Here is a 22,012-nt window from a genome sequence, read left to right as displayed (position 1 = left end):
CGCTAGCCACGGTTTAGGTCAGATCCTGGCCGCGACCGGTGGCATCGTGGACGGCATGGCCGACACCACGGGACGGGTGCTGAGACTGCTGTCGCTGCTGCAGGCCCACCGGGAGTGGCCGGGGCCCGAGCTCGCCGAGCGGCTGGAGGTGAGCCCGCGCACGCTCAGGCGCGACATCGACCGCCTGCGCGAGCTGGGCTACCCGGTGCACGCGACCACCGGCCCGGCCGGGGGGTACCGGCTGGAGGCGGGCACCGCGATGCCGCCGCTGCTCCTCGACGACGAGGAGGCCGTCGCCATCGCGGTGGGCCTGCGCACGGCGGCGGGCGGCACGGTGGCCGGGATCGGGGAGACCTCGGCCCGCGCCCTGGCCAAGCTGGAACAGGTCCTGCCCTCCCGGCTGCGCCTGCGCGTGCACACCCTGCAGACGCAGACGCAGGCGGTGGCGCCGGTCGGGGCGACGCCCACCGTGGAGGCGGCCACCCTCGCGCTGCTCGCCCAGACCTGCCGGGACCGCGAGCGGATCCGCTTCGGCTACCGCCGCCGCGACGGGCGGGAGAGCGCCCGGGTCGCCGACCCGTACCGGCTCGCCTCGACCGGGCGGCGCTGGTATCTCGTGGCGTGGGACACCGGCAGGGAGGACTGGCGGACCTACCGGGTGGACCGGCTCACCGCCCCGCTGGGCACCGGCGTGCGCTTCCCGCCGCGCGAGCCGCCCCCCGGCTACGTCGAGGAGTCGATCGTCGCCCCCATCAGCCGCCACCGGGCGGTGGTTGTCGTGCACGCGCCCCTCGCCGTGGTCGCCGAACGCTTCTCGGGACCCGACTGGGCGCTGGAGGAGCTGGACGGCCGCAGCTGCCTGCTGCGCACCGGCGGCGACTCGCTGGAGTGGCTGGCGCTCACCGTCGGTCAGCTCGGCCTGGACTTCACCGTACGGGAGCCGCCCGAGCTGATCGACCACATCCGGACGCTGGCCGCCCGCCTCCAGGCCTCGACGGAGCCTTCGCCGCGCCGGTAGGCGTGGCCGGACGCCGGCCGCTCGCCTTCAGGTCTCGGCGGGGCCTTCGCCGCTCGTTCTCCTAGGCCTCGACGGAGCCGCCGCTGCGCCAGTAGACGTTGTTCTCCCTGCTGAGCATGGCCTCGTCGACCAGATAGCGGCGCAGCGCCGCGTAGTCGTCGTGGAAGGCGCGCAGCGCGACGTTCACCTCCTTCTCGGAGTAGCGGACCCCCGGCTCGAAGACCTGGACCACGTAGTCGAGCACGACGAGCTGCTTGTCGCGCTTGGTGGGGATCGCCCGCAGCCGTCCCTCGACGAGGAAGGACTGCAGCACCCTCTCCTCGGGGGAGACCGGGGTGGCGGGCCTCGCCGTGGCGTGCAGCAGCTCGCGGAAGCGCTCGCGCCGCACCTCCCACTCGCCGCCCTCCGCCCGTACGGCGAGCCCGCCGCGTTCCAGGCGGTCCAGCGCGCGCCTGACCGCCTCCCTGTCGAGGCCGGTCTCCTCCTCCGGCTTGCCGCCCAGCGCCAGGGCGGCCAGCACCTTCAACGTGTCTTCCTGGTACAGCAGGCCCAGCACCTGCCTGATCGCGTCGTCGCTCATCTCGCCATTCTCGCCGGTCCCGCCCGGGATTTCCGCGCCGTGGGGTGAGGGCCCGGCGCCGTCAGAGGCGGTTCAGGCCGATGACGTGGACCACCGCGCGGCCCTCCTCGTCGGAGGCGGCGAGGTCGACCTGGGCGTCGATGCCCCAGTCGCCGTCGCCGGCCGGGTCGGAGACGACCTGGCGGACCCGCCAGAACTCCTTCTCCTCCTCGATGCGCAGCAGGCCGGGCCCCCGGGCGTCCGGGCCGGTGCCGATCTCCTCGTGGTCGTCGTAGTAGGCGTCGAGCGCGGCGCCCCAGTCGACGTCGGGGGCGAGCTGCTCCAGCTCCTGCTCGTTCTCCACGGAGGCGAGCTCGATCAGGCGGAACATCGCGTTGCGGACCAGCACGCGGAACGCGCGGGTGTTGGCGGTGACCGGCCTGGTGCTCTCCTCCAGCGAGGGCGCCTCGACCTCCCCGGTCGGGTTCTGCAGCTGCTCCCACTCGTCCAGGAGGCTGGAGTCGACCTGGCGGACCAGCTCGCCGAGCCACTCGATCAGGTCGACCAGGTCCTCGGTCTTGAGGTGCTCGGGGATGGTCCGCGACAGGGTGCGGTAGGCGTCGGCGAGATAGCGCAGCACGGTGCCCTCGGAGCGGGTCAGCTCGTAGAACTGCACGTAGTCGGCGAAGGTCATCGCCCGCTCGTACATGTCGCGGACGACGCTCTTGGGGCTGACCGTGTAGTCGCCCACCCAGGGGTGGCCGCGCCGGTAGGTCTCGTACGCGCCCAGCAGCATGTCGGCCAGCGGCATGGGGTAGGTGATGTCGTTGAGGAGCTCCATCCGCTCCTCGTACTCGACGCCGTCGGCCTTCATCAGCGCCACCGCCTCGCCGCGCGCCTTCTTGAGCTGCGCCGACAGGATCTGGCGGGGGTCGTCGAGGATGGACTCGATGATCGAGACCATGTCCAGGGCGTAGTTGGGCGACTCCATGTCGAGGAGTTCCAGGGTGGCGAGCGCGAAGGTGGACAGCGCCTGGTTCAGCGCGAAGTCCTCCTGCAGGTCGACGGTGAGGCGGGCCATCCGGCCGTGGTCGTCGGGCTCCTCCAGCTTCTCCACCACGCCCCCGGCCAGCAGCGACCGGTAGATCGCGATGGCCTGGCTGATATGCCGCCGCTGCCACTTGCGGTCCTCGTGGTTGTCGGTGAGCAGGTGGCGCATCGCCGCGTAGCAGTCGCCGGGCCGGTTGATCACCGCGAGGAGCATGGCGTTGCTGACCTTGAACCGGGAGTTCAGCGGCTCCGGCTCGGCGGTCTGCAGCTTCTCGAAGGTCTCCTCGCTCCAGCCGACGAAGCCCTCCGGCGGCTTCTTGCGGGCGAACCCGCGCCGTCTCTTGGGATCGTCGCCGATCTTGGCGAGGGCCTTCTCGTTCTCCACGACGTGGTCGGGGGCCTGGCAGACGACGTAGCCGATGGTGTCGAACCCGGCCCGGCCGGCCCGCCCGGCGATCTGGTGGAACTCGCGGGCGCGCAGCCGCCGCACCTTGTTGCCGTCGTACTTCGACAGCGCGGTGAACAGCACGGTCCTGATCGGGACGTTGACGCCGACCCCGAGCGTGTCGGTGCCGCAGATGACCTTCAGCAGGCCCGCCTGGGCGAGGCGCTCCACCAGGCGGCGGTACTTCGGGAGCATCCCGGCGTGGTGCACGCCGATGCCGTGCCGGACCAGGCGGGAGAGCGCCTTGCCGAACCGGGTGGTGAACCGGAAGTGGCCGATCATGGAGGCGATCGCCTCCTTCTCGGCCTTGGTCGACATGTTGATGCTCATCAGCGCCTGCGCCCGCTCCATGGCCGAGGCCTGGGTGAAGTGGACGACGTAGACGGGGTACTGGTTGGTGGTGAGCATCTCCTCCAGCGTCTCGTGGAGGGGGGTCATCCGGTACGAGTAGACGAGCGGGACCGGGCGCTCGGCGTTCTTCACCACGGCGGTGGGCCTGCCGGTGCGCCGGGTGAGGTCCTCCTCGAACCTGGTGACGTCTCCCAGGGTCGCCGACATCAGGATGAACTGGACGTTCGGCAGCTCCAGGAGCGGCACCTGCCAGGCCCAGCCGCGGTCGGGCTCGGAGTAGAAGTGGAACTCGTCCATCACCACCTGGCCGATGTCGGCCGCGGCGCCGTCGCGCAGCGCGACGTTGGCGAGGATCTCCGCGGTGCAGCAGATGATCGGCGCCCCGGGGTTCACGCTCGCGTCGCCGGTCATCATCCCGACGTTCGCGGTGCCGAACACCGCGCACAGGTCGAAGAACTTCTCCGACACCAGCGCCTTGATCGGCGCGGTGTAGAAGGTGCGCACGTCCCTGGTGAGCGCGGTGAAATGGGCTCCGGCGGCGACCAGGCTCTTGCCCGAGCCGGTCGGGGTGGCCAGGATGAGGTTGTTTCCCGACACCACCTCGATAAGAGCCTCCTCCTGCGCCGGGTAGAGGGTCAGTCCCCGCTCGGAGTTCCATTCGACGAAGGCGTCGAAGATGGCATCGGGGTCGGCGTCGATCTCTTCTGGCAGGCGGTCTACGAGGCTCACGGTTCAATACTGCCGAAGAACTTGAGGTGGTCGGACCGGAGGCGGTCACGGATCACCTTACATTCCAGGTAAAGTGCGTGACTTTGTGTAGTTATGGCTGCTTTTTTCGGCATAAATGCTGATCAAATCAGATGATGCCGCCGTTGACGCGAAGCACCTGCCCGTTGACCCAGCGGGCGGGACCGGCGAGGAACGCCACGGTCTCGGCGATGTCCGAGGGCTGGCCCAGCCGTTCGAGCGGCGGCTGGGCGGCCAGCCTGGCGACGGTCTCCTCGTCCTTGCCGTCCAGGAAGAGCGCGGTGGCGGTGGGGCCGGGGGCGACGGTGTTGACGGTGACGTCCCTGCCGCGCAGCTCGCGGGCGAGGATGAGGGTGAGGCCCTCGACGGCGCTCTTGGAGGCGACGTAGGCGCCGTAGCCGGGGAAGGCCAGCCCGACGACCGAGGTGGAGAAGGTGATCAGCGCGCCACCCCGGCGCAGCCTCCTGGCGGCCTGCTGGGCGACGGCGAAGGTGCCGCGGACGTTGACGTTCAGGATGCGGTCCAGCGTCTCGAAGTCGAGGTCGACGAGCTGGACGGGCGGGCCCATGATCCCGGCGGCGTTGACGACGACGTCGACGCCGCCGAAGGTCTCCTCGGCCGTGTCGAAGAGCGCGGAGACCGCGGCGGGGTCGCTGACGTCGGCCCGCACGGCGAGGCCCCGGCCCCCGGCCGCGGACGCCTCCTTGGCCGCCGCCTGCCCCTCGGCGTCGTTGCTCGCGTAGTTGACCACGACGGCGTAACCCTCGGAGGCGAGCCGCTCCACGACCTGGCGGCCGATGCCTCGGGAACCTCCGGTGACGACGGCGACGCGAGCCGGTGCGGTGCTCATGATCGGTACTCCCTCTGCAGGTTTATGTACACTATGTACATATACACGTATATGAGCATACTGTCCATGTGTGCCCGGAGGGAGGCGGGGCATCCGTCACCGGGGAGACGGGGCGTGGAGCCGCCCGGTGCGCTCGCCCGGCTGCGGGACGGACGAGCGCGGGTCGGATGGGCGCGGGTCGGACGAGCGCGGGTCGGACGAACGCGGGTCGGATGAGCCCTGGACAGATGGGTGCGGCGAGCCTGGTGAGGTGTCGCGGGAGGAGCGGGAGGAGCGGGTGAGGGCCAGGCCCACCACGATCGCGCCCGCCCCGGCCACCGGTGCCACCCCCGGGACGAAACCGACCACCGTGAGCGTGAGCAGGCCCAGCCCCACCAGCGCGGCGGCCACCAGGACCCTGACCGCCCCGCCGGTGTACGGCCCGGCCGTGGGGGGCGCCTCAAAGCGGGCGAACCCCCGCAGCAGCGGCCACATCGCCAGGGCGAGCATGAGCAGCCAGTGCGGCCAGCCGGACAGCCAGGCCGGGGTGCCCGGCTCGGGGGTGGAGATGCCCAGGCCCACCACGACCACCGAGACGATGACGAACAGCGCGCTCATGTGCCACAGGTAGAGGGTCATCATCCGGTCGCCGGCCCAGCCCAGCGCCCGCGAGACCCCCGGCCACCCCGCGAAGGAGACGATCGACCGGCGCAGCGCGAGCGCCAGCCCGATCTGGCCCACCCCGACCGCGAGCAGCGCGACCGTGGGCGGCGCCATGTTGGAGACGGCCCCCGGCATCCCGATCATGCTGAGCGGGTAGGGGCCGAAGGCCACCAGCGCCGCGCCCAGGCCGTACCCGCCCAGCGCCAGGACCCAGGGGCGGCCCAGCCTGCCGTCGGCGTACAGGAAGCCGAGCTGGTGCACCGCCAGCCAGACCAGCGCGATGTTGGGGAGACCGGCGACGTCGAGGCCGCTGGTGAAGCGCAGGACGTCCACCGCCACGGCTCCCGCCGCCAGCGCGGCCGGCACCCGCCAGCCGTACACCATGTTGAGCCTGAGCATCGGCGTGGTCGCCGCGACCGCGACGAGGTAGATCGCCAGGAACCAGAGCAGCTGCCCGGCCAGCCGCGAGGCGGTCAGGACCGGCTGCTCCGGCACGCCGAGCGCGAGGAGCAGGTGGGGGAGGGGCAGCCAGACCGCCGCCAGCGGGACGACCGGCCAGGCGAGGCGGCGCAGGCGTCCCGCGAGCCAGGCGGGGGACGCGTCGCCGCGCCGGGCCGCGTTCCGCCGGCTGATCGCGTTGGCCGCGCCGCCCGCGAAGAACACCAGCGGCATCACCTGGCTGATCCACGTGATCATCCATGCGTTCCCCGCGGCCAGCGCGTTGCCGGTGGAGATCCGCCCGTCGGCGAAGGAGAGCAGCGGGATGCTCCAGTGCTGCAGCACCACCAGGACCATGCCGAACACCCGGAGCACGTCGATGAAGGGGTCGCGTCCGGCGGTCGCCGGTGCGGTGCGGGGCGCCGTACGCGCCGCGCGGGGGGCGGGGATCGTCGCCGGGAGGTCTGTCGGGGTCGCTGCCGGTCGCACTGCCGGGCCGGGGATCACGGCGGTCAAGGGGAGCTCGATTCTCGGGGAGGGGGAGAGGAGATCCCGGGATCGCGAAGGGATGACGGAGGAATCGCGAAGGGGATCGGGAAGGGGGGTGGGAAGGGGCTCGGGAGGCGGTCGCCTCCCGGATCGGGAAGCGGGCCGCGAAGGGGGTCGGGAAGCGGTCGCCTCCCGGACCGCGAAGGGAGTCGCGAAGTGGATCGGGAAGCGGTCGCCTCCAGGGTCGAGAGGCGGATCGGGAAGCGGTCGCCTCCCGGATCGGGAAGCGGGTCGCGAAGGAATCGCGATGGAAGAAGCCTCTCGCCGGGAGCCCGGCGGCGCAGTGACGCGCGCAGCAGTCTTCTCGCCCGATCCCCCCACCGTCCCGGGTAGTGCTGGCCCCACCCCCGTAAGCGGGCGCGCAGGGTCGATCGAGGGTGCCGGTCCTCGTAGCGTGGGCGGCATGAGAACCCTCCTCCGCCGCATCGGCGCCGACACCCGCTACCTGGTCGTGGGCTTCCCGCTGTCCATCATCTGGTTCGTCCTGATGGTGGCCGGTTTCGCAGCGGGGGCCGGCTCGGCCGTCGCGTTCGTGGGGCTGCCCATCCTCGCGACGACCCTCCTGGTCGCCCGGGGTTTCGCCGACGTCGAGCGGCGCTGGCTGCCCGAGGTGCTCGGCCGTCCCGTCGCCCGGCCGAGGTACCGGCCCGCCCCGGAGAACGCCGGATGGTTCCGCAGGATGATCAACCCGTTCACCAACGGCCAGTCGTGGCTCGACCTGCTCTACGGCATCGTGGCCTTCCCGATCTCCATCGTCACCTTCGTGCTGGCGGTGGTCTGGTGGGCCGGATCGATCGCCGGGCTCGCCTACCCGCTCTACGGGTGGATCGTCTACGCCATCCCCGGCAACGACGGGGGACTCGGCATGCTCCTCGGCCTGGGCGGCGGCCTGTGGGTCGAAGTGATCATCAACACCACCATCGGCGTGCTCTTCGCCCTCACCCTCCCGGTGATCGTGCGGGGCGCCGCGCTCGTCCAGGCCGGGCTCGGCAGGGCCATGCTGACCGGGGTCGCCGAGCTGCACGACCGCATCGACGACCTGGCCGAGGGCCGGGCCGCCGCGGTCTCGGCCGAGGCCAACGCGCTGCGCCGGCTGGAGCGCGACATCCACGACGGGCCGCAGCAGCGCCTGGTCTCCCTCGCCATGGACCTGTCGCGGGCCCAGCGCCAGCTCAGGCGCGACCCGGCGGGCGTCGAGCAGATGCTCGGCGAGGCGATCACCTCCACCCGCGAGACCCTGGACGAGCTGCGCGCCCTCTCGCGCGGCATCGCCCCGCCGATCCTCAGCGACCGCGGCCTGGCTCCCGCCCTCGCCGCGCTCGCCGGGCGCTGCACCATCCCCGTCGAGCTGGACGTCCAGGTCGAGGGCCGTTTCCCCGCCGCCGTGGAGAACACCGTCTACTTCGTCGTCGCCGAGTCGCTCACCAACGCCGCCAAGCACAGCCACGCCACGGTCTGTACCGTGACGCTGAGCAGGACGGGTGACTTCCTCATGCTGACGATCGGGGATGATGGGGTCGGCGGCGCCCATGTCGCCAAGGGGCACGGCCTGTCGGGCCTGGGTGATCGCCTGAAGGCGGTCGACGGTGAGCTGGTGGTCGACTCACCCACCGGAGGGCCGACGGTCATAGTGGCGGAGGTTCCGTGCGGGTAGTTGTGGCCGATGACGCGGTGCTCATCAGGGAAGGCCTGATCAGGCTCCTGGAGGAGTTCGGCTGCCAGGTGGTCGCGGCGGTGGGCGACGGCGACGGGCTGGTGGAGGCCGTCGCCGAGCACCGTCCCGACGTCTCGGTGGTGGACGTGCGGATGCCGCCCGGTTTCACCGACGAGGGGTTGCGGGCGGCGGTGGAGGCGCGCCGGAGGGTTCCGGGCACGCCGGTGCTGATCCTGTCCCAGTACGTGGAGGTGTCCTATGCCGACGACCTGCTCGCCGACGCCAGGGGCGCGGTGGGTTACCTGCTCAAGGACCGCGTCGTGGACGTGGACGACTTCATGGGCGGCCTGCGCACGGTCGCGGCCGGGGGCACGGTCTTCGACCCGCAGGTGGTGGCACAGCTGATGGTGCGACGCCGCCGCGACGACCCCCTCGCCCAGCTCACCCCGCGAGAGCGCGAGGTGCTCGGCCTGATGGCCGAGGGCAGGTCCAACCCGGCCATCGGCCGCCAGCTGGTGGTTAGCGACGGGGCCGTGGAGAAGCACATCCGCAGCATCTTCGCCAAGCTCGGCCTGTACGCCGAGGACGGCGACCAGCACCGCCGCGTCCTCGCGGTCCTGGCCTACCTGCGTTCCTGACCGTTCTCGCGCTCACGTCCTCGTGTCCGCGCTCCAGCACCCGCGTTTCCGTACGGGCGTTCCCGCGCCCGCGCCCGCGCTCCCACCCCCGCCTTCCCGGCCGCGAGGAGGAACAGTGATCTCGGTCTTCGGCAGTGCCAACATGGATCTCGTGGCCTACGTCGACGTCGCCCCCGCGCTCGGCGAGACCGTGACCGGCCGCTCCTTCGGCACGGTTCCCGGGGGCAAGGGGGCCAACCAGGCCGTCGCCGCCGCGCGGGCGGGCGCCGAGGTGGCCTTCCTCGGGGCGGTGGGCGACGACGCCTTCGGCGCCGAGCTGCGGCGTACGCTGGCCGGGGCGGGGGTCGACGTGACGCACCTGCGCACGGTTCGCGGCCCCTCGGGCATCGCCCAGATCGTGGTGGACGGCGACGGCGGCAACTCGATCATCGTGGTCCCCGGCGCGAACGGGACCGTGACCGCCCCCTCCGAGGCCGAGATCGAGGTCATCTCCCGGTCCGACATGCTTCTGCTCCAGCTGGAGCTTCCCGTCGAGGCCGTCACCGCCGCGGCCAGGGCCGCCCGCGCGGCCGGGACCATCGTGGTGCTCACCCCCGCGCCGGTCCAGCCGCTCCCGGCCGAGTTGCTGGAGGCCGTGGACGTCCTGGTGGCCAACGAGCACGAGGCCGCCGCGATCACCGGTCAGGACGACCACGAGCGCGCCCTGGAGGAGCTGAGGGGCACGGTCGGATGGGTGATCATCACCCTGGGGTCGCGCGGCGCGCTCACCGCCTCGGGCGACGGGCCCGCCGTGCGCGTCGAGGCCCCCAGGGTTACCGTGGTGGACACCACGGCCGCGGGCGACACCTTCGTGGGTGCCCTCGCCGTGGCCCGTGTCGAGCGGCAGCCCGCCGACCTGGCCGTTCGCTTCGCCACCGCGGCGGCGGGCCTGTCCGTGCAGCGCGCGGGGGCCAGCACCTCGATGCCCACCCGCGCCGAGATCGACCGGAGCCTTTCCGAAACCGGAACCGGAACCGAAGCCGGGGCCGGAAGCGAAGCCGGGACCTGACCTGGCCTGTCTCTCCGGCCGCTTTCTCGTCGTCCTCGTCGCGCCCGGGTCCCCGGTGGTCCCCCGCGGTTCCGGTCTCTTTCCGGCCGCGTTCCAGGTGACCGGAGACCTCGGCGCGCGCCGGTGGTCCGGCGAATTCTTCGCGGGCGGCCGCGATGCCCCTCGCCCAGGGGCATCGGCGCGCCGGGGGACGGGGGTCGTCTAGCCGTTGATCAGCGACGTCTCCGACAGCGTGAGCAGGAAGGCCCCGGCGGCGAGCAGCGCGATCGGCCAGGAACGGCTGATGGCGGACCAGATCGTGGCGGCCAGGAAACAGACCAGGGCGAGCAGCACGAGAACGTCCACGAGAATCCTCCAAAGGGTCACCCCCAGACGATCATCGTCTGGGGCAAGCCCTCACTGCCCCTTGACCATCGGAGGTAACACGCCGCACTCCTGTTTCATCGGAGGGATGATTTCCACCGACCCGCTTTTTGCCGATATATCCGCCTATGCCCCTTCCCAGAGGGCCGCGGCGGCCTCGGCGCAGGCGACGTCCTGGGAAACGGTGCCGCCGCTGACCCCGACCGCGCCCGCCACCTCGCCTGCCACCGCGCCCGCCATCTCGCCCGTCCCGCGCCCGTCACCGGGCTCCCCGAGCTCCCCGAGCGGGACGCCGCCGCCGAAGCACACGTACCGGTCACCGGCGAGGCCGTACAGCTCGCCCCCGGGCAGGACCAGCGGCGCGAGGTCGGCGGTGGGCATGCGGTGGGCCACCGCGGTGTAGGCCTTGCCGGGGGCGAGGACGGGCCCGGTGATCCGCGCGCCGTCCATCCGCTGGAACGCGACCAGGTGGCCGCCCGCGTCGACCACGGCGACCGAGATGAGCGCGCCCTCCCGCCCGGCCTGCCGCACCGCGGCCTCGCACATGCGCAGCGCGAGTTCCAGGTTCACCGATCTCCTCACCGTCTCGAAACCGTTTCGGCGGTCTTCGGCGTGGACGGCCGGGTGCGCGTGCGCCGCCGTCCGGGTGGTGCGAGATGTCATAACGATGGGACGCCCGCGCGGGCCATCCGGAGGACCGGCACGAACCGGGAGCGTCGTCCCGCGAGGGAAGTGGCACCCTGAGGCGACATTCCGACGACGCTCACCAAGAGTGATGTTCCTCTTGCTTCGAGTTACGATCTCGTCACTGGCGGGATCGTCGAGGTGTCGTCCGGACGTGGGGAGAGGCATGCACAGTCACAACCGCGCGAGCGTCGTCCACCAGCTCAGGTACGCCCTCGGCCATCCGGGGCGGGTGCCCAGGCACCTGAGACGGCTGGCCAGGAACACGTGGCTGCGCCTGGGCAACCGCGACCACGTCTCCTACTACCGGGCCGTCATGAGGTCCGACACCGCGCGCAGTCCCCACGCGGCCGTGGGCAGCAGGTCGTACCGGCGCTGGGTGGCCCTGGGGAAGGCGCAGTTCGACTATCTCGTACGGCACGGGCTGAGGCCCGAGCACCGCATGCTGGAGATCGGCTGCGGCAACCTGCGGGCCGGGCGCCTGTTCATCGGCTATCTCGACCCCGGAAACTACTACGGCGTCGACATCTCCCCGGACATCCTGATCGCCGCCCAGGAGACCCTCGTCACGTACGACCTGCGCGACAGGTTCCCGCATCTCCTGCCGGTGAGAGATCTGCGCTTCACCGCCCTGCCCGACCGGGCGTTCGACGTCGTCCACGCCCACAGCGTCTTCTCCCACTCCCCGCTCCACGTGATCGAGGAGTGCTTCCGCAGCGTCGGCCGGATCGTGCGGCCGGGGGGCTGGTTCGACTTCACCTTCGACCGTACCGAGGGCAGGGAGCACCACGTCCTGCGCGAGGACTTCTACTACCGCGCCGAGACCCTGCTCGACCTGGCCGCCGAGTGCGGGCTCCGGGCGACCCTCATGGACGACTGGGAGCGGCTTCCGCACCGGCAGTCCAAGATCCGTATTACCTTCCCGGCGCCGGAGTCCTCCGAGGATCAGGCTGTGGAGGGCCTCGGGCGGCAGGCGGAGGGCGTGCTCGATGGCGGGCGGCCCGATGATGCCGCGCGGGACCGTCACCCGTCCGGGATCGAGCGGGACCGCGTCCTTTCCGGGGACGAAAGAGACCGGGCCGTCTTCGGGGGCTAGTTCGGGGGCTGGGGAGACCGGATGCGGGCCGGAGCGGGACGGCGGGGGCGCCCGGGACGTTAGGCCGGGCGGCGTCGGGGCTCGGGGTTCCTCGGGGGCCGGGGTTCGGGGATTCGGGGATTCGGGGGCTCGGGGGCTCGGGGGCTCGGGGCGGAATCTCGGATATGATCTGGCGCCTCGCGTGACCGACCTGTTCACGCGACCGAGCCGGAGGGAATCTCGCGCGGCCGGGCCGGGGTAGAACTCGCGCGGCCGGGCGGGAGGAGAACTCGCGCGGCCGAGTTGGAGGAGACGATGCGGGCCCACGACCTGTCCGCCGGGGGCGACGTGCTGGCCCGCGTGCACGACGTGGCCCGCGAGGCGACCCGGATCCACGGCCTGGCCGACGCCGAGGTCACCCTGCTCAACGTGTCCGAGAACGCCACCTACCGGGTGGACGACCCGGCCACGGGGACGCGGTCCGTCCTGCGGGTGCACCGGCTCGGCTACCACTCCACCCCGGCGATCCTGTCCGAGCTGGCCTGGCTGGAGGCGCTCCGCGAGCAGGCCGGGATCCGCACCCCCAGGGTGATCCCGGCCCCCGGCGGCTCCCGGGTGCTGACCGTTCCCGGTCCCGAGCCGCGCGACTGCGTGATGTTCGAGTTCCTGCCCGGTGCCGAGCCGTCCCAGGACGACCCGGTGCCCGGCTTCGAACGGCTCGGCGCCCTCACGGCACGGATGCACCGGCACGCGCGCGGATGGTCCCGGCCCGAGGGGTTCACCCGTTTCCACTGGGACCACGAGGCCGCTCTCGGCGCCGAGTCGCGCTGGGGCCGCTGGCAGGACGGCCTGGGGGTGGGGGCCGAGGCGCGGACCTTGTTGGGACGGCTGGACAAGGAGCTGCGCGAGCGGCTGCACCGGTTCGGCCGGGGCCGGGAGCGCTATGGCCTGATCCACGCCGACCTGCGCGCCGCCAACCTGCTCGTGGAGGGGGAGAACCCGCCCGCCGTCATCGACTTCGACGACTGCGGCTTCGGCTGGTACCTCTACGACCTGGCCGCGGCGGTCAGCTTCGTCGAGCACCGCCCCGAGGTTCCCGAGCTGCTCGACGCGTGGGTGCGGGGCTATCGGACCGTCCTGGACCTCCCGGCCGAGGACGAGGCCGAGATCTGGACATTCGTCCTGTTCCGCCGCCTGCTGCTGGTCGCCTGGATCGGCACCCACACCGGCGCGGACATCGCCGCGGAACTCGGCTCCGGCTACACCGAGGGCACCTGCGAGCTGGCCGAACGCTATCTCGGCGGCTCACTCGGCTGACGACCCTTCTCTCCCGTGCTCGTTCCCGCTCGTCGCCGCCTGCCGTCACCCTCCACCCGTCACCCGCCGCCTGTTCTCGTTCGTCTCCGCCTGTCTACGTCCGTCCCGCGCGGGTGTGACATTCGCGTACGGGGCGTCCGGCGGCGTGGCGTACGGTGACCGCGCATCGGGAAATCGCTCCTATCCACCTCCGGTCCCGGGGATACGGGAGGGCGAATACGAGACGTCGCGCGCATCACCGTGTGTATAGCGGATATTCGGATATCGGGATTTTCCCGGGCGGGGTCACCGCCTTACCGGTGTGATTTTCCGGGCCGCCGTTGCGAATCCGGAATGTTTTCCGGCGTCCTCGTCCCCGCTCCCGGCCGGGGGCCGTGCGGGGTCAGGACTTGAGCTCGCGCCTGATGTCGTCGTCGTCCGGAGCGAGCTCCAGCGCGCGGGTGAGGTCGGCGACCGCCTCCGCGTCGCGCCCGGCGGCGCGCAGCGCCATCGCCCGGTTGAACAGCAGGGCGGGGTCGTCCCCGGCGTCGAGGGCCCGGGTGAAGTCCGCGACGGCACCCTCGGGATCGCCGGTCTCGAACGACAGCAGCCCCCGGTTCGCCCAGGCCGCCGCGAGCGAGGGCGCGAGCTCCAGGGCCCGGTCGAAGGCGGCGCGCGCCCTGTCGTGACGGCCCTCCGCGGTCTCCACCTGGCCCAGCGCGCACAGCAGGTACGGGTTGCCGGGATCGATCGCGAGCCCGGTCTCCGCGTCCGCCCTCGCCGCCGCGTACTCGCCGAGCGCGGCCCGCAGCCCCGCCCGGTTGGCCAGGCCGTCCACGAACTCCGGGTCCAGCTCCAGCGCGTGGTCCAGGTCGGCGAGCGCGCCCCGGTGGTCACCCGCCGAGAAGCGGATCTCGGCTCGGTTGTAGTAGGGCTCGGGGAAGGGCGGGCCGACCCGCATGGCCGTCTCGTAGTCGGCGACGGCCGCGTCCATCCGGCCCAGCCGGTGCAGCAGGTTGCCCCGGTCGATGTAGTAGTCGGGGTAGCCGGGGTCGGCCGCGATCACCGCGTCCAGGTCCTCCAGCGCCTCCTCGGGGCGGCCCAGCATCACGGCGAGCTGCGCCCGGTTGGCCAGCAGCACCAGCCGGTGTATCGGGTGCTCGCCGGGCCGCAGGTCGCGATCGGCCAGGGCGACGGCCTCCTCGACCAGCTCAAGGGCCCTGGCGGGACGGCCGCGCCGTACCTCCACCAGCGCCCGGCCGTTGAGGTCGAACCCCATCTTGAACGCCCGCTCGCGCGGGTCGGGCAGCAGCGAGGAGATGGCGATCGCCTGGTTCACCAGCGCCAGCGCGGCGCCGGGGTCGCGCCGGGCCAGGTCGCGGTGGCGTACCTTCAGCATCCCGGTGGCGTAGGCGGCCGAGGCGTGGACCGTGGGGGAGAGGCTCTCCCGCCTGGCCAGGTCGAACAGCGCCTCCGACTCGTCCTCGCGGCCCAGCGCGGCCAGCGCGGTCGCGGTGCTGTGCAGGATCCGCCACCAGGTCGCGGGATCGTCCTCGGGGCCGGTGAGACGCAGGGCGCGCTCGCCGAGGTCCACCACGGCGTCGTGGTAGCCCTCGTCCAGGCACCACTGCACCGCGAACAGGAACGCCTCCACCGCCCGCGACGGGTCGCCGCCGCGCTCGCGGTGGTACGGGATCGCGCCGAGCCGCGCGCCGATCGTCCCCTCCCGCTCCAGCTCGTCGGCGAGGGCGTCGTGCCGTTCCGCATCGTGTCGTTCCGCATCGTGTCGTTCCGCACCGGGCTGCTCCTCCGGGGCGGCACCCTCGCGGGTCACCACGGTGAGCAGCTCCCCGGGGACACGGCGCCGCAGCACCGTCAGGAGCTCCAGGTCTGTGGGGTCGGCCAGGCCGATGTTCTCGACGACGAGCGTGCGGGGGCCGGTCTCGGACAGGTGCTCGCGGACGAACTCGGCCAGGCCGTTGGCCAGGCGCAGCGTGCGGCGCGGCGCGTGCACCAGGATCCGCTCCGCGCCGGGCAGGGTCGCGGCCACGGAGCGGCGCCGGGCGGGGATCAGATCGCGCAGGTCGGGTGCGACGGCGCGCAGCTCGATGTCGTAGCGGGCGACGAGCTCGGGCCGGGCGGCGGGCAGCAGGGCGGCGACGATCGCGCCCCCGGCGGTGTACGGTCCGCGCAGGCGCCGGTCCGCGTCCACCGCGAGGGGCGGCGGTGCGGGAAGAGACGGGTTGCCCTGCGGGTACGGTCCCCGACTCACCGGACTCCTTTAACTCGATTAGCTGATATTTGATGATATATGGCTTCGCCAGGAGCCGGCGCCCATCCCTGGACGCCGGTTCTGCGATTGTGTCTCAGCCGACGTGCTTAGGACTGGCGGTGCCGCTGAGTGCGATGGTGCCGGGCTTGTGAACAATGACGCGCTTCATTATCGGCCTTCCTCGCGAATAAGAACAAATTGCAAGTATTCGCAGTAATCGCCCATACTGACAAGATCTATTACTTATCGTGGCCGGTTCCGGACAGCCCTCTGGACAGGGGCCGCGCGGTGGTGTTGGCGCTAACGGCGCGGCCCGCGCGGGATCCGCGCCCGCCTGGAGCCGTCGCCGTCACGCGCCCACCGCGTGCCGTTCCTCCCGCCCGCGTCATGGCGGACACCGGGGCGGTGTCAGGGGGCGACCCGCAGGACGATCTTGCCCTTGGCCCGGCCTCTGCCGAGCCGCTCGTGGGCCGCGGCGGCCTCGTCGAGCGGGAACACCTCCTCGACCTCGGGGGCGATCAGCCCGCCGTCGATCAGCTCGGTGAGCTGGGCCAGGGCGGCTCCGTCCGGCTCCACCAGGAACGCGCGGGCGCGAAGCCCCCGCGCCCCGGCGGCGCGCAGCAGGTCGGGGGAGGCGCCCGAGGGCACCGGGACGAGCAGCCCGCCGGGGCGGAGGACGTCGAGGGAGCGGGTGCTCGTCGCGTCGTGTTCGTCCCCGACCAGGTCGACGACGACGTCCACGTCGCCCACCACGTCCTCGAAGCGGACGGCCGTGTAGTCGACGAGCTCGTCGGCCCCCAGCCCGCGCAGCCAGTCGTGCTTCTCCGCGCGGGCGGTGCCGATCACGTACGCGCCGAGGTGCTTGGCGATCTGGACGGCGAGGTGCCCGACGCCGCCCGCGGCGGCGTGGACGAGGACGCGCTGTCCCGGGGCGACCCTCGCGGTGTCCACCAGGACCTGCCAGGCGGTCAGCGAGGCCAGCGGCATGGCGCCGGCCTGGTCGTGGTCCAGGGAGCGCGGCTTGCGGGTGAACTGCCGCGACGGCGCGGTCACGAACTCGGCGTAGGCACCGGCCCGGCGCGGGAACCACGGCATGCCGTACACCTCGTCCCCGGCCTCCAGGGTGCTCACCCCGAAGCCGGTCTCCTCGACGACACCGGAGACGTCCCAGCCCAGCACGAAGGGCGGGTCCCCCACGACCCCGGCCATGCCCGCGCCCGCCCTGGTCTTGAGGTCCACCGGGTTCACCCCCGCCGAGACGACCCGTACCAGCACCTCGGTGGGCAGCGGCTCCGGGCGCTCCACGCGGACCGGACGCAGCACCTCGGGGCCGCCGAAGGTGTCCTGGCTGATCGCCCGCATAAGGGTCACGATGGCTCTCCCGATCTCTCGCCGTTCTTTCCGCAGGTGGTGCCGCCCGTGAGGGCGGTGCGGATCACGCTACCCCTCCGGGGGCCGGGGACCCGGTCGCCCTGCCGTCCGCCGGGACGCGAGCCGCGCCGGACACCCCGCGCCCAGGCCGGCGCGGGTGGCTCCCGCCGGGGGTGAGACCCTGGGGCGGTGACGGAACCGAGGAGCCGCTGGGCGGACATAGCGGGGGACGACGCCGGGAAGCGGTACGCCGAGAGGTTCGCCCGGCTGGCCGAGTCCGGGGCGGACACGCACGGCGAGGCGCGGTTGTGCGCGGAGCTGCTGCCGCCGGGCGCGCGGGTGCTGGACGCCGGGTGCGGCACCGGGCGGGTGGCGATCCGGCTGGCCGAGCTGGGGTACGACTGCGTGGGCGTCGATCTCGACGCGTCCATGCTCGACGTCGCCCGGCGGGCCGCGCCGCGACTGCCCTGGATCCTCGCCGACCTCAGCGACCTTCGCGGCCTTGGCGATCTCCGTGACCTCGGTGATCTCGATGAGCCGGGTGATCCCGGGGACCTCGGGGACCTCGGGGACCGCGCCGTACGGGAGGGCGGGTCCTTCGACATGGTCGTCGCGGCGGGCAACGTCATCCCGCTGCTCGCCCCCGGCACCGAGGCGCGGGCCGTCGCGGGGCTCGCGGCGCTGCTGCGGCCCGGCGGGCTGCTGGTGAGCGGGTTCGGGCTGGACGCCGCGCACCTCCCGCTCGCCTCGGCGACGGTCACCCTGGCGGACTACGACGGCTGGTGCCGGGCGTCGGGGCTCACCCCGCTGCGACGCCTGGCGACCTGGGACGGCATCCCCTACGACGGCGGCGGATACGCGGTGAGCGTCCACACGCGCATCGCGGGCTGACGGGCCTCGCGGGAGTAGTAACTTCATCCCATGCGACTGGGCGTTCTCGACATCGGTTCCAACACGGTCCATCTGCTGGTGATGGACGCGCACCGTGGTGCCCGGCCGCTGCCGGCGTACTCCCACAAGGTGGACCTGAGGCTCTCCGAGCACATGGACGACGGCAACCGCCTCTCCGCGCGGGGGGCCGCGCGGCTGCGGGAGTTCGTCGAGGAGGCGCTGCGGCTCGCCGAGGACAAGGGCGTCGAGGACCTCATGGCCTTCGCGACGTCCGCGGTCAGGGAGTCGGTGAACGGCGAGGAGGTCCTCGCCGGGATCAAGGCCGACACGCAGGTCGACATCGAGGTGCTGTCGGGCCAGGACGAGGCGAGGCTGACGTTCCTGGCCGTGCGCCGCTGGTTCGGGTGGTCGTCCGGGCGGCTGCTGGTGCTGGACATAGGGGGCGGGTCGCTGGAGATCGCCTCGGGCATCGACGAGCAGCCCGACGCGGCGGTCTCGATCCCGCTGGGGGCCGGCCGGCTCACCCGCGACTGCTTCACCGCCGACCCGCCGCCCGCCGACGAGGTACGGGCGCTGCGCAGGCACGTACGGACCGAGATCGCCCGCACGGTGGGAAACGTGTCCCGGTACGGCCGGGCCGACCACGCGGTGGCGACGTCCAAGACGTTCAGGCAGCTCGCCAGGATCGCCGGGGCGGCGCCCTCGAACGAGGGGCCGGCCGTGCGCCGGGTGCTCAGGCACGCGGACCTGGTCGGGTGGACCGACCGGCTGATCAGGATGAGCACGAGAGAGCGGGCCGAGCTGCCCGGGGTCTCCGAGGCGCGGGCGCCGCAGTTGCCGGCCGGGGCGATCGTCGCCGACGCCGCGATGGACCTGTTCGGGGTGCCCCAGCTGGAGGTCTGCCCCTGGGCGCTGCGCGAGGGAGTGATCCTGCGGCGGCTGGACGCGATGCCGGAACCGTGAGGTTTACCAGGGCGTTCGCAGGTAAGAGCGGATAGTTATGAACAGCCCTCAGGCTCACGTGGAAGGTGCCGCTCGCAAAGCGGCCAACAGTCAGACGCTCGACAGGCTGGCGCGGGTTGGTTTGGCCTGCCGGGGTGTCCTCTACGGTTTGATCGGTTTCCTCGCCCTGCAGATCGCCTTCGGCGGCGGAAGCGGCGGCAAGGAGGCCGACAAGACAGGCGCCATCGAGACGGTGGCCGAACAGCCGTTCGGCACGTTCCTGCTCTGGCTCATGGTCGTCGGTTTCGTCGCGCTGGTCCTCTGGCAGCTGTTTGAGGCCATCATGGGCCGCGGGCAGACCAAGGACCGGGTGGAGTCGGGCGCGCGGGTGGCGGTCTACTCGCTGATCGTGGCCACGCTGCTCGGCGTGCTGCTGCGCGGAGACCCCGGCGCCTCGATGGACAGCCAGTCGAAGGACATCACGGCCATGCTGATGGACCTGCCCCTCGGACAGTTCATCGTGGGCCTGGTGGGCCTCGGCCTGATCGGCCTGGGCGCCTACTGGATCCGCCAGGGCTGGAAGAAGGAGTTCCTCAAGGAGCTGCGCACCGGCGAGATGCCCGCGAGGGCGCGAAACCTCGCCGAGAAGTTCGGCATGGCCGGTTACATCGCCCGTGGCGTGATCGCCGCGGTCGCCGGTGTCTTCGTCATCCAGGCCGCGGTCACCTACGACCCCGACAAGGCCAAGGGCATCGACTCGACGCTGCGCTCGTTGGCCGAGACCCCGGTCGGCCCGTGGCTGCTCGGCGTCGTCGCGATCGGTCTGCTCCTGTTCGCGGTCTACTGTTTCTTCGAGGCTCGCTGGCACCGCGTGTGACGGATGGAGCCGCACGGTGCGCCAGGTGCGGACACGCAGGTGAGGCGGCCTCTGGCAAGCCTCACCTGTCTATCCGGTAAGTGATCGCATTCCTACTTTTCCGCGACATCTTCTCCGCCGAGCTCCGCGTCTTCCCATCAGTGAAACGGTATCGGAGGGGGCGGTATGGACTCGTCGGAGTACGACGGCAGTGAATGGGTTCTCCGCCTGGCGGGTTCCCCGGACCAGGTGGTCAGAGCCCGCCGCCTGGTCTCGATGACCCTGGGGCGAGACCATCCCCTCCACGACGACTGCGTCCTGCTGACCAGTGAGATCGCCACCAACGCGGTGATCCACTCCCGGTCGGGGGAGGGCGGGGCGTTCACCGTCACGGTGGCCTGCTCGGCGACGGGGGTACGCGTCTCGGTCCAGGACGAGGGCTCCTCCGAGACCCCCGCCGCGAACCGCGCCCCGGCCGACGCGACGGGGGGCCGGGGCCTGCCCCTGCTGGAGGCGCTCGCCCACCGCTGGGGCGTGGTCAGGGAGGCCGGGTCCAACAAGGTGTGGTTCGAACTGGTGCTGGAGATGACCGGGCTGCGCGCGGGCAGCCTGGCCGGCGCCCGATAGCCCGTGGCCCGATGGGCCCGATGGGCCGATGGGCCCGCCGCCGCCCCTCGCATCCGGTGAAGCCGCCCCTCGCGTCCGGTAACGGTGCGCGGAGAACGCGCCGACCGGCTGTTCCCATGGCCCTCGCGGACGAACACGAGGCGCTTCCGGGAGCGGGAGGGGCGGGAGCGTGCGGTGGCGGGAGCGGGAACGGGCGGGGGCGGGGGCCGGGAGCGAGGGGACGGGGGCGTCAGTCCCGAGGGTTCCAGCCGTCGGTGTCCACGTCGAGGTCGAGCCTGTCGGCGACGTCGCCCCACCCGACGAACTTGAAGTTCGTGTTCTCCCTGGCCTCGCCGTTCTCGTCGACCGCCCCCGGGGTGTTCTCGCCGTCGTGCGCCACGAGCAGGCCCCTGTCGAACCGGCCCAGCGGGACGTTGACCACCATCGAGCCGTCGCTGTGCTCGACGCCGTCCAGCCCGTTGCCCGCGCCGATTCTGAACTGGCCGACGTAGCGGTTGCGTTCCCGGTCGTAGACGGTGAAGGTGTTGTCGCCCTGGCCGGAGGCGAGCAGGTAGCCGTCGCCGCCGTCACCGTGGTAGATCGTCAGCCCCTCGGCGTCGGCCGACAGGTGTCTGCCGCCGTACCCGGGGTCGGCGCCCGGTGCGCATTCCTCGGTCTCGGGATCGTAGACGCCCGGCCTGCCGTACTCGCGGACCCTGTCGACCAGCGCCGGGGTGCCGGTGAGGTCGGCCCGCATCCGCCAGATGCCCACGTCCTCCTGGGCGGCGTAGAGCACGTCCCGCTCCCCGTCGACGACCATGCCCTCGACCTGGGGCAGCTCGCCGGGCTCCAGGCACGGTGTCCAGGTCGTCCGGTCCGGCAGCCGGAACGAGCCGGGCAGGTCCAGGGTGCGGACGAGCCGGTAGCCGACCTTCCCGCGCGCGGTGGCGGTCAGCCTCAGCAGCGCGACGCGCGTCCTGTGCCGCTGGCTGACCAGGACGTAGGTGCCGGTCCCGTCCTGCCAGGTGGCCAGGCCGTACGCGGTCCGCGCGTCGTTGACCTGCTCCTGGCCGGTGTTGAACACGAACGGCACGGCGGGGTCGGTCACGTCGGTGAGCGGTGCCCGGCCGCGCCCCGCCCCGCCCTTGCCGACGGCGTCCTTGTCGACGGCGTAGAAGCGGATCTGGTCCCGGCCCCGGTCGGAGACGACGGCCAGGTCGGCCTTGACGCCGCCGGACAGGCGCAGGCCGTACACCAGGTCGACGTTGTTGAACCGGCCGGGCTCGTCGTCCTCGCCTGGGGCGGCGGGGGCTGGCACGTGCTGGAGTCGCCTGCCGTCCAGGTCGTAGGCGTACAGGCCGCCCTCCTTGGCGGTGGTCATCACCAGGCTCTTCCCCGGCCTGGTGGGATGCACCCAGATCGCGGGGTCGTCGCCGTTGGCGTTGCCCCCGGCGGCGTCGTCGAACAGCGCGGGGGTCTCGACCCGGGGCTCGACCGTGGGGATCCCGTCGGCCAGCGCGGCGGGCGCGAGCGCCGGTCCGGTCAGGCAGAGCGCGAGCGCCGCCAGGCAGAGGCGAGCAGGTGAACGCATGGGCACTCTCCGTATGTGAGATATGTGGAGGAATGTCCATTTGATCATTGTGGAATCGGCGCAACAGGAAGTTGAC

At 72.2% G+C, this 22,012-nt stretch carries 19 protein-coding genes; 10 read left to right on the top strand and 9 right to left on the bottom strand.

Annotated elements, in window-relative coordinates:
- Window positions 1–55 precede the first annotated feature (55 nt).
- Window positions 56–1,018: a helix-turn-helix transcriptional regulator gene (locus tag ABT053_RS01390; protein ID WP_350966820.1), complete on the top strand. Its 963-nt coding sequence runs from the start codon at window positions 56–58 to the stop codon at window positions 1,016–1,018.
- 61 nt (window positions 1,019–1,079) lie between these two features.
- Here the strand turns inward: ABT053_RS01390 and ABT053_RS01385 are convergent, their stop codons facing one another.
- From ABT053_RS01385 to ABT053_RS01370, 4 genes are all read right to left on the bottom strand, one after another.
- Window positions 1,080–1,598: a DUF2087 domain-containing protein gene (locus ABT053_RS01385; RefSeq protein WP_350966819.1), complete on the bottom strand. Its 519-nt coding sequence runs from the start codon at window positions 1,596–1,598 to the stop codon at window positions 1,080–1,082.
- Between the two features lie 61 nt (window positions 1,599–1,659).
- Window positions 1,660–4,152 (bottom strand): DEAD/DEAH box helicase, encoded by a 2,493-nt coding sequence (locus ABT053_RS01380; protein ID WP_350966818.1) that lies wholly within the window; start codon window positions 4,150–4,152, stop codon window positions 1,660–1,662.
- Window positions 4,153–4,279: 127 nt separating this feature from the next.
- Window positions 4,280–5,020: an SDR family oxidoreductase gene (locus ABT053_RS01375; RefSeq protein WP_350966817.1), complete on the bottom strand. Its 741-nt coding sequence runs from the start codon at window positions 5,018–5,020 to the stop codon at window positions 4,280–4,282.
- A 96-nt stretch (window positions 5,021–5,116) separates the two neighbouring features.
- Complete coding sequence (locus tag ABT053_RS01370) at window positions 5,117–6,607, bottom strand: acyltransferase family protein (RefSeq protein ID WP_350967098.1); 1,491 nt, start codon at window positions 6,605–6,607, stop codon at window positions 5,117–5,119.
- A 445-nt stretch (window positions 6,608–7,052) separates the two neighbouring features.
- On the opposite strand from ABT053_RS01370, the gene ABT053_RS01365 reads away from it, so the two are divergent.
- From ABT053_RS01365 to ABT053_RS01355, 3 genes are all read left to right on the top strand, one after another.
- Complete coding sequence (locus tag ABT053_RS01365) at window positions 7,053–8,303, top strand: sensor histidine kinase (RefSeq protein ID WP_350966816.1); 1,251 nt, start codon at window positions 7,053–7,055, stop codon at window positions 8,301–8,303.
- A complete protein-coding gene (locus ABT053_RS01360; RefSeq protein ID WP_350966815.1) occupies window positions 8,294–8,941 on the top strand; it encodes a response regulator transcription factor in 648 nt (215 codons plus the stop codon). The genes ABT053_RS01365 and ABT053_RS01360 overlap by 10 nt, the downstream gene beginning before the upstream one ends.
- A 115-nt stretch (window positions 8,942–9,056) precedes the next feature.
- Complete coding sequence (locus tag ABT053_RS01355; protein ID WP_350966814.1) at window positions 9,057–9,989, top strand: ribokinase; 933 nt, start codon at window positions 9,057–9,059, stop codon at window positions 9,987–9,989.
- 201 nt (window positions 9,990–10,190) lie between these two features.
- Here the strand turns inward: ABT053_RS01355 and ABT053_RS01350 are convergent, their stop codons facing one another.
- Window positions 10,191–10,334: a hypothetical protein gene (locus tag ABT053_RS01350; protein WP_329083413.1), complete on the bottom strand. Its 144-nt coding sequence runs from the start codon at window positions 10,332–10,334 to the stop codon at window positions 10,191–10,193.
- A gap of 144 nt (window positions 10,335–10,478) precedes the next feature.
- Window positions 10,479–10,922, bottom strand: coding sequence for a GlcG/HbpS family heme-binding protein (locus tag ABT053_RS01345; protein ID WP_350966813.1), 444 nt, complete (start codon window positions 10,920–10,922; stop codon window positions 10,479–10,481).
- 280 nt (window positions 10,923–11,202) lie between these two features.
- Between ABT053_RS01345 and ABT053_RS01340 the strand changes: the two genes are divergently transcribed.
- Window positions 11,203–12,132, top strand: a complete 930-nt coding sequence (locus ABT053_RS01340; protein ID WP_350966812.1) for a class I SAM-dependent DNA methyltransferase — start codon at window positions 11,203–11,205, stop codon at window positions 12,130–12,132.
- Window positions 12,133–12,426: 294 nt separating this feature from the next.
- A complete protein-coding gene (locus ABT053_RS01335; RefSeq protein ID WP_350966811.1) occupies window positions 12,427–13,428 on the top strand; it encodes a phosphotransferase enzyme family protein in 1,002 nt (333 codons plus the stop codon).
- A gap of 382 nt (window positions 13,429–13,810) precedes the next feature.
- On the opposite strand, the gene ABT053_RS01330 is transcribed toward ABT053_RS01335, so the two are convergent.
- Both ABT053_RS01330 and ABT053_RS01325 read right to left on the bottom strand, forming a co-directional pair.
- On the bottom strand, window positions 13,811–15,679 hold the full coding sequence (locus tag ABT053_RS01330; protein ID WP_350966810.1) for a tetratricopeptide repeat protein: 1,869 nt from the start codon (window positions 15,677–15,679) through the stop codon (window positions 13,811–13,813).
- 408 nt (window positions 15,680–16,087) lie between these two features.
- On the bottom strand, window positions 16,088–17,041 hold the full coding sequence (locus tag ABT053_RS01325) for an NADP-dependent oxidoreductase (RefSeq protein ID WP_350967097.1): 954 nt from the start codon (window positions 17,039–17,041) through the stop codon (window positions 16,088–16,090).
- Window positions 17,042–17,239: 198 nt separating this feature from the next.
- On the opposite strand from ABT053_RS01325, the gene ABT053_RS01320 reads away from it, so the two are divergent.
- The 4 genes from ABT053_RS01320 (at window position 17,240) to ABT053_RS01305 (ending at window position 20,366) form a co-directional block, all read left to right on the top strand.
- On the top strand, window positions 17,240–17,941 hold the full coding sequence (locus ABT053_RS01320; protein WP_350966809.1) for a class I SAM-dependent methyltransferase: 702 nt from the start codon (window positions 17,240–17,242) through the stop codon (window positions 17,939–17,941).
- A gap of 30 nt (window positions 17,942–17,971) precedes the next feature.
- Window positions 17,972–18,904, top strand: coding sequence for a Ppx/GppA phosphatase family protein (locus ABT053_RS01315; RefSeq protein WP_350966808.1), 933 nt, complete (start codon window positions 17,972–17,974; stop codon window positions 18,902–18,904).
- 37 nt (window positions 18,905–18,941) lie between these two features.
- Window positions 18,942–19,760, top strand: a complete 819-nt coding sequence (locus tag ABT053_RS01310; RefSeq protein WP_350966807.1) for a DUF1206 domain-containing protein — start codon at window positions 18,942–18,944, stop codon at window positions 19,758–19,760.
- 165 nt (window positions 19,761–19,925) lie between these two features.
- On the top strand, window positions 19,926–20,366 hold the full coding sequence (locus ABT053_RS01305) for an ATP-binding protein (RefSeq protein ID WP_350966806.1): 441 nt from the start codon (window positions 19,926–19,928) through the stop codon (window positions 20,364–20,366).
- Between the two features lie 229 nt (window positions 20,367–20,595).
- On the opposite strand, the gene ABT053_RS01300 is transcribed toward ABT053_RS01305, so the two are convergent.
- On the bottom strand, window positions 20,596–21,936 hold the full coding sequence (locus tag ABT053_RS01300; protein ID WP_350966805.1) for a phytase: 1,341 nt from the start codon (window positions 21,934–21,936) through the stop codon (window positions 20,596–20,598).
- Between the last annotated feature and the right edge of the window lie 76 nt (window positions 21,937–22,012).

The sequence above is a fragment of the Streptosporangium sp. NPDC002524 genome, from assembly GCF_040295985.1.
Lineage (GTDB): Bacteria > Actinomycetota > Actinomycetes > Streptosporangiales > Streptosporangiaceae > Streptosporangium.
This window is presented reverse-complemented; position numbering and strand designations above follow the sequence as displayed.

Excerpts from the sequence above, each read along its gene's own strand:
- ABT053_RS01390 (WP_350966820.1), top strand. The coding sequence starts at position 56 with ATGGCCGACACCACGGGACGGGTGCTGAGACTGCTGTCGCTGCTGCAG.
- ABT053_RS01385 (WP_350966819.1), bottom strand. The coding sequence starts at position 1,598 with ATGAGCGACGACGCGATCAGGCAGGTGCTGGGCCTGCTGTACCAGGAA.
- ABT053_RS01375 (WP_350966817.1), bottom strand. The coding sequence starts at position 5,020 with ATGAGCACCGCACCGGCTCGCGTCGCCGTCGTCACCGGAGGTTCCCGA.
- ABT053_RS01365 (WP_350966816.1), top strand. The coding sequence starts at position 7,053 with ATGAGAACCCTCCTCCGCCGCATCGGCGCCGACACCCGCTACCTGGTC.
- ABT053_RS01340 (WP_350966812.1), top strand. The coding sequence starts at position 11,203 with ATGCACAGTCACAACCGCGCGAGCGTCGTCCACCAGCTCAGGTACGCC.
- ABT053_RS01335 (WP_350966811.1), top strand. The coding sequence starts at position 12,427 with ATGCGGGCCCACGACCTGTCCGCCGGGGGCGACGTGCTGGCCCGCGTG.
- ABT053_RS01325 (WP_350967097.1), bottom strand. The coding sequence starts at position 17,041 with ATGCGGGCGATCAGCCAGGACACCTTCGGCGGCCCCGAGGTGCTGCGT.
- ABT053_RS01315 (WP_350966808.1), top strand. The coding sequence starts at position 17,972 with ATGCGACTGGGCGTTCTCGACATCGGTTCCAACACGGTCCATCTGCTG.
- ABT053_RS01310 (WP_350966807.1), top strand. The coding sequence starts at position 18,942 with ATGAACAGCCCTCAGGCTCACGTGGAAGGTGCCGCTCGCAAAGCGGCC.
- ABT053_RS01305 (WP_350966806.1), top strand. The coding sequence starts at position 19,926 with ATGGACTCGTCGGAGTACGACGGCAGTGAATGGGTTCTCCGCCTGGCG.
- ABT053_RS01300 (WP_350966805.1), bottom strand. The coding sequence starts at position 21,936 with ATGCGTTCACCTGCTCGCCTCTGCCTGGCGGCGCTCGCGCTCTGCCTG.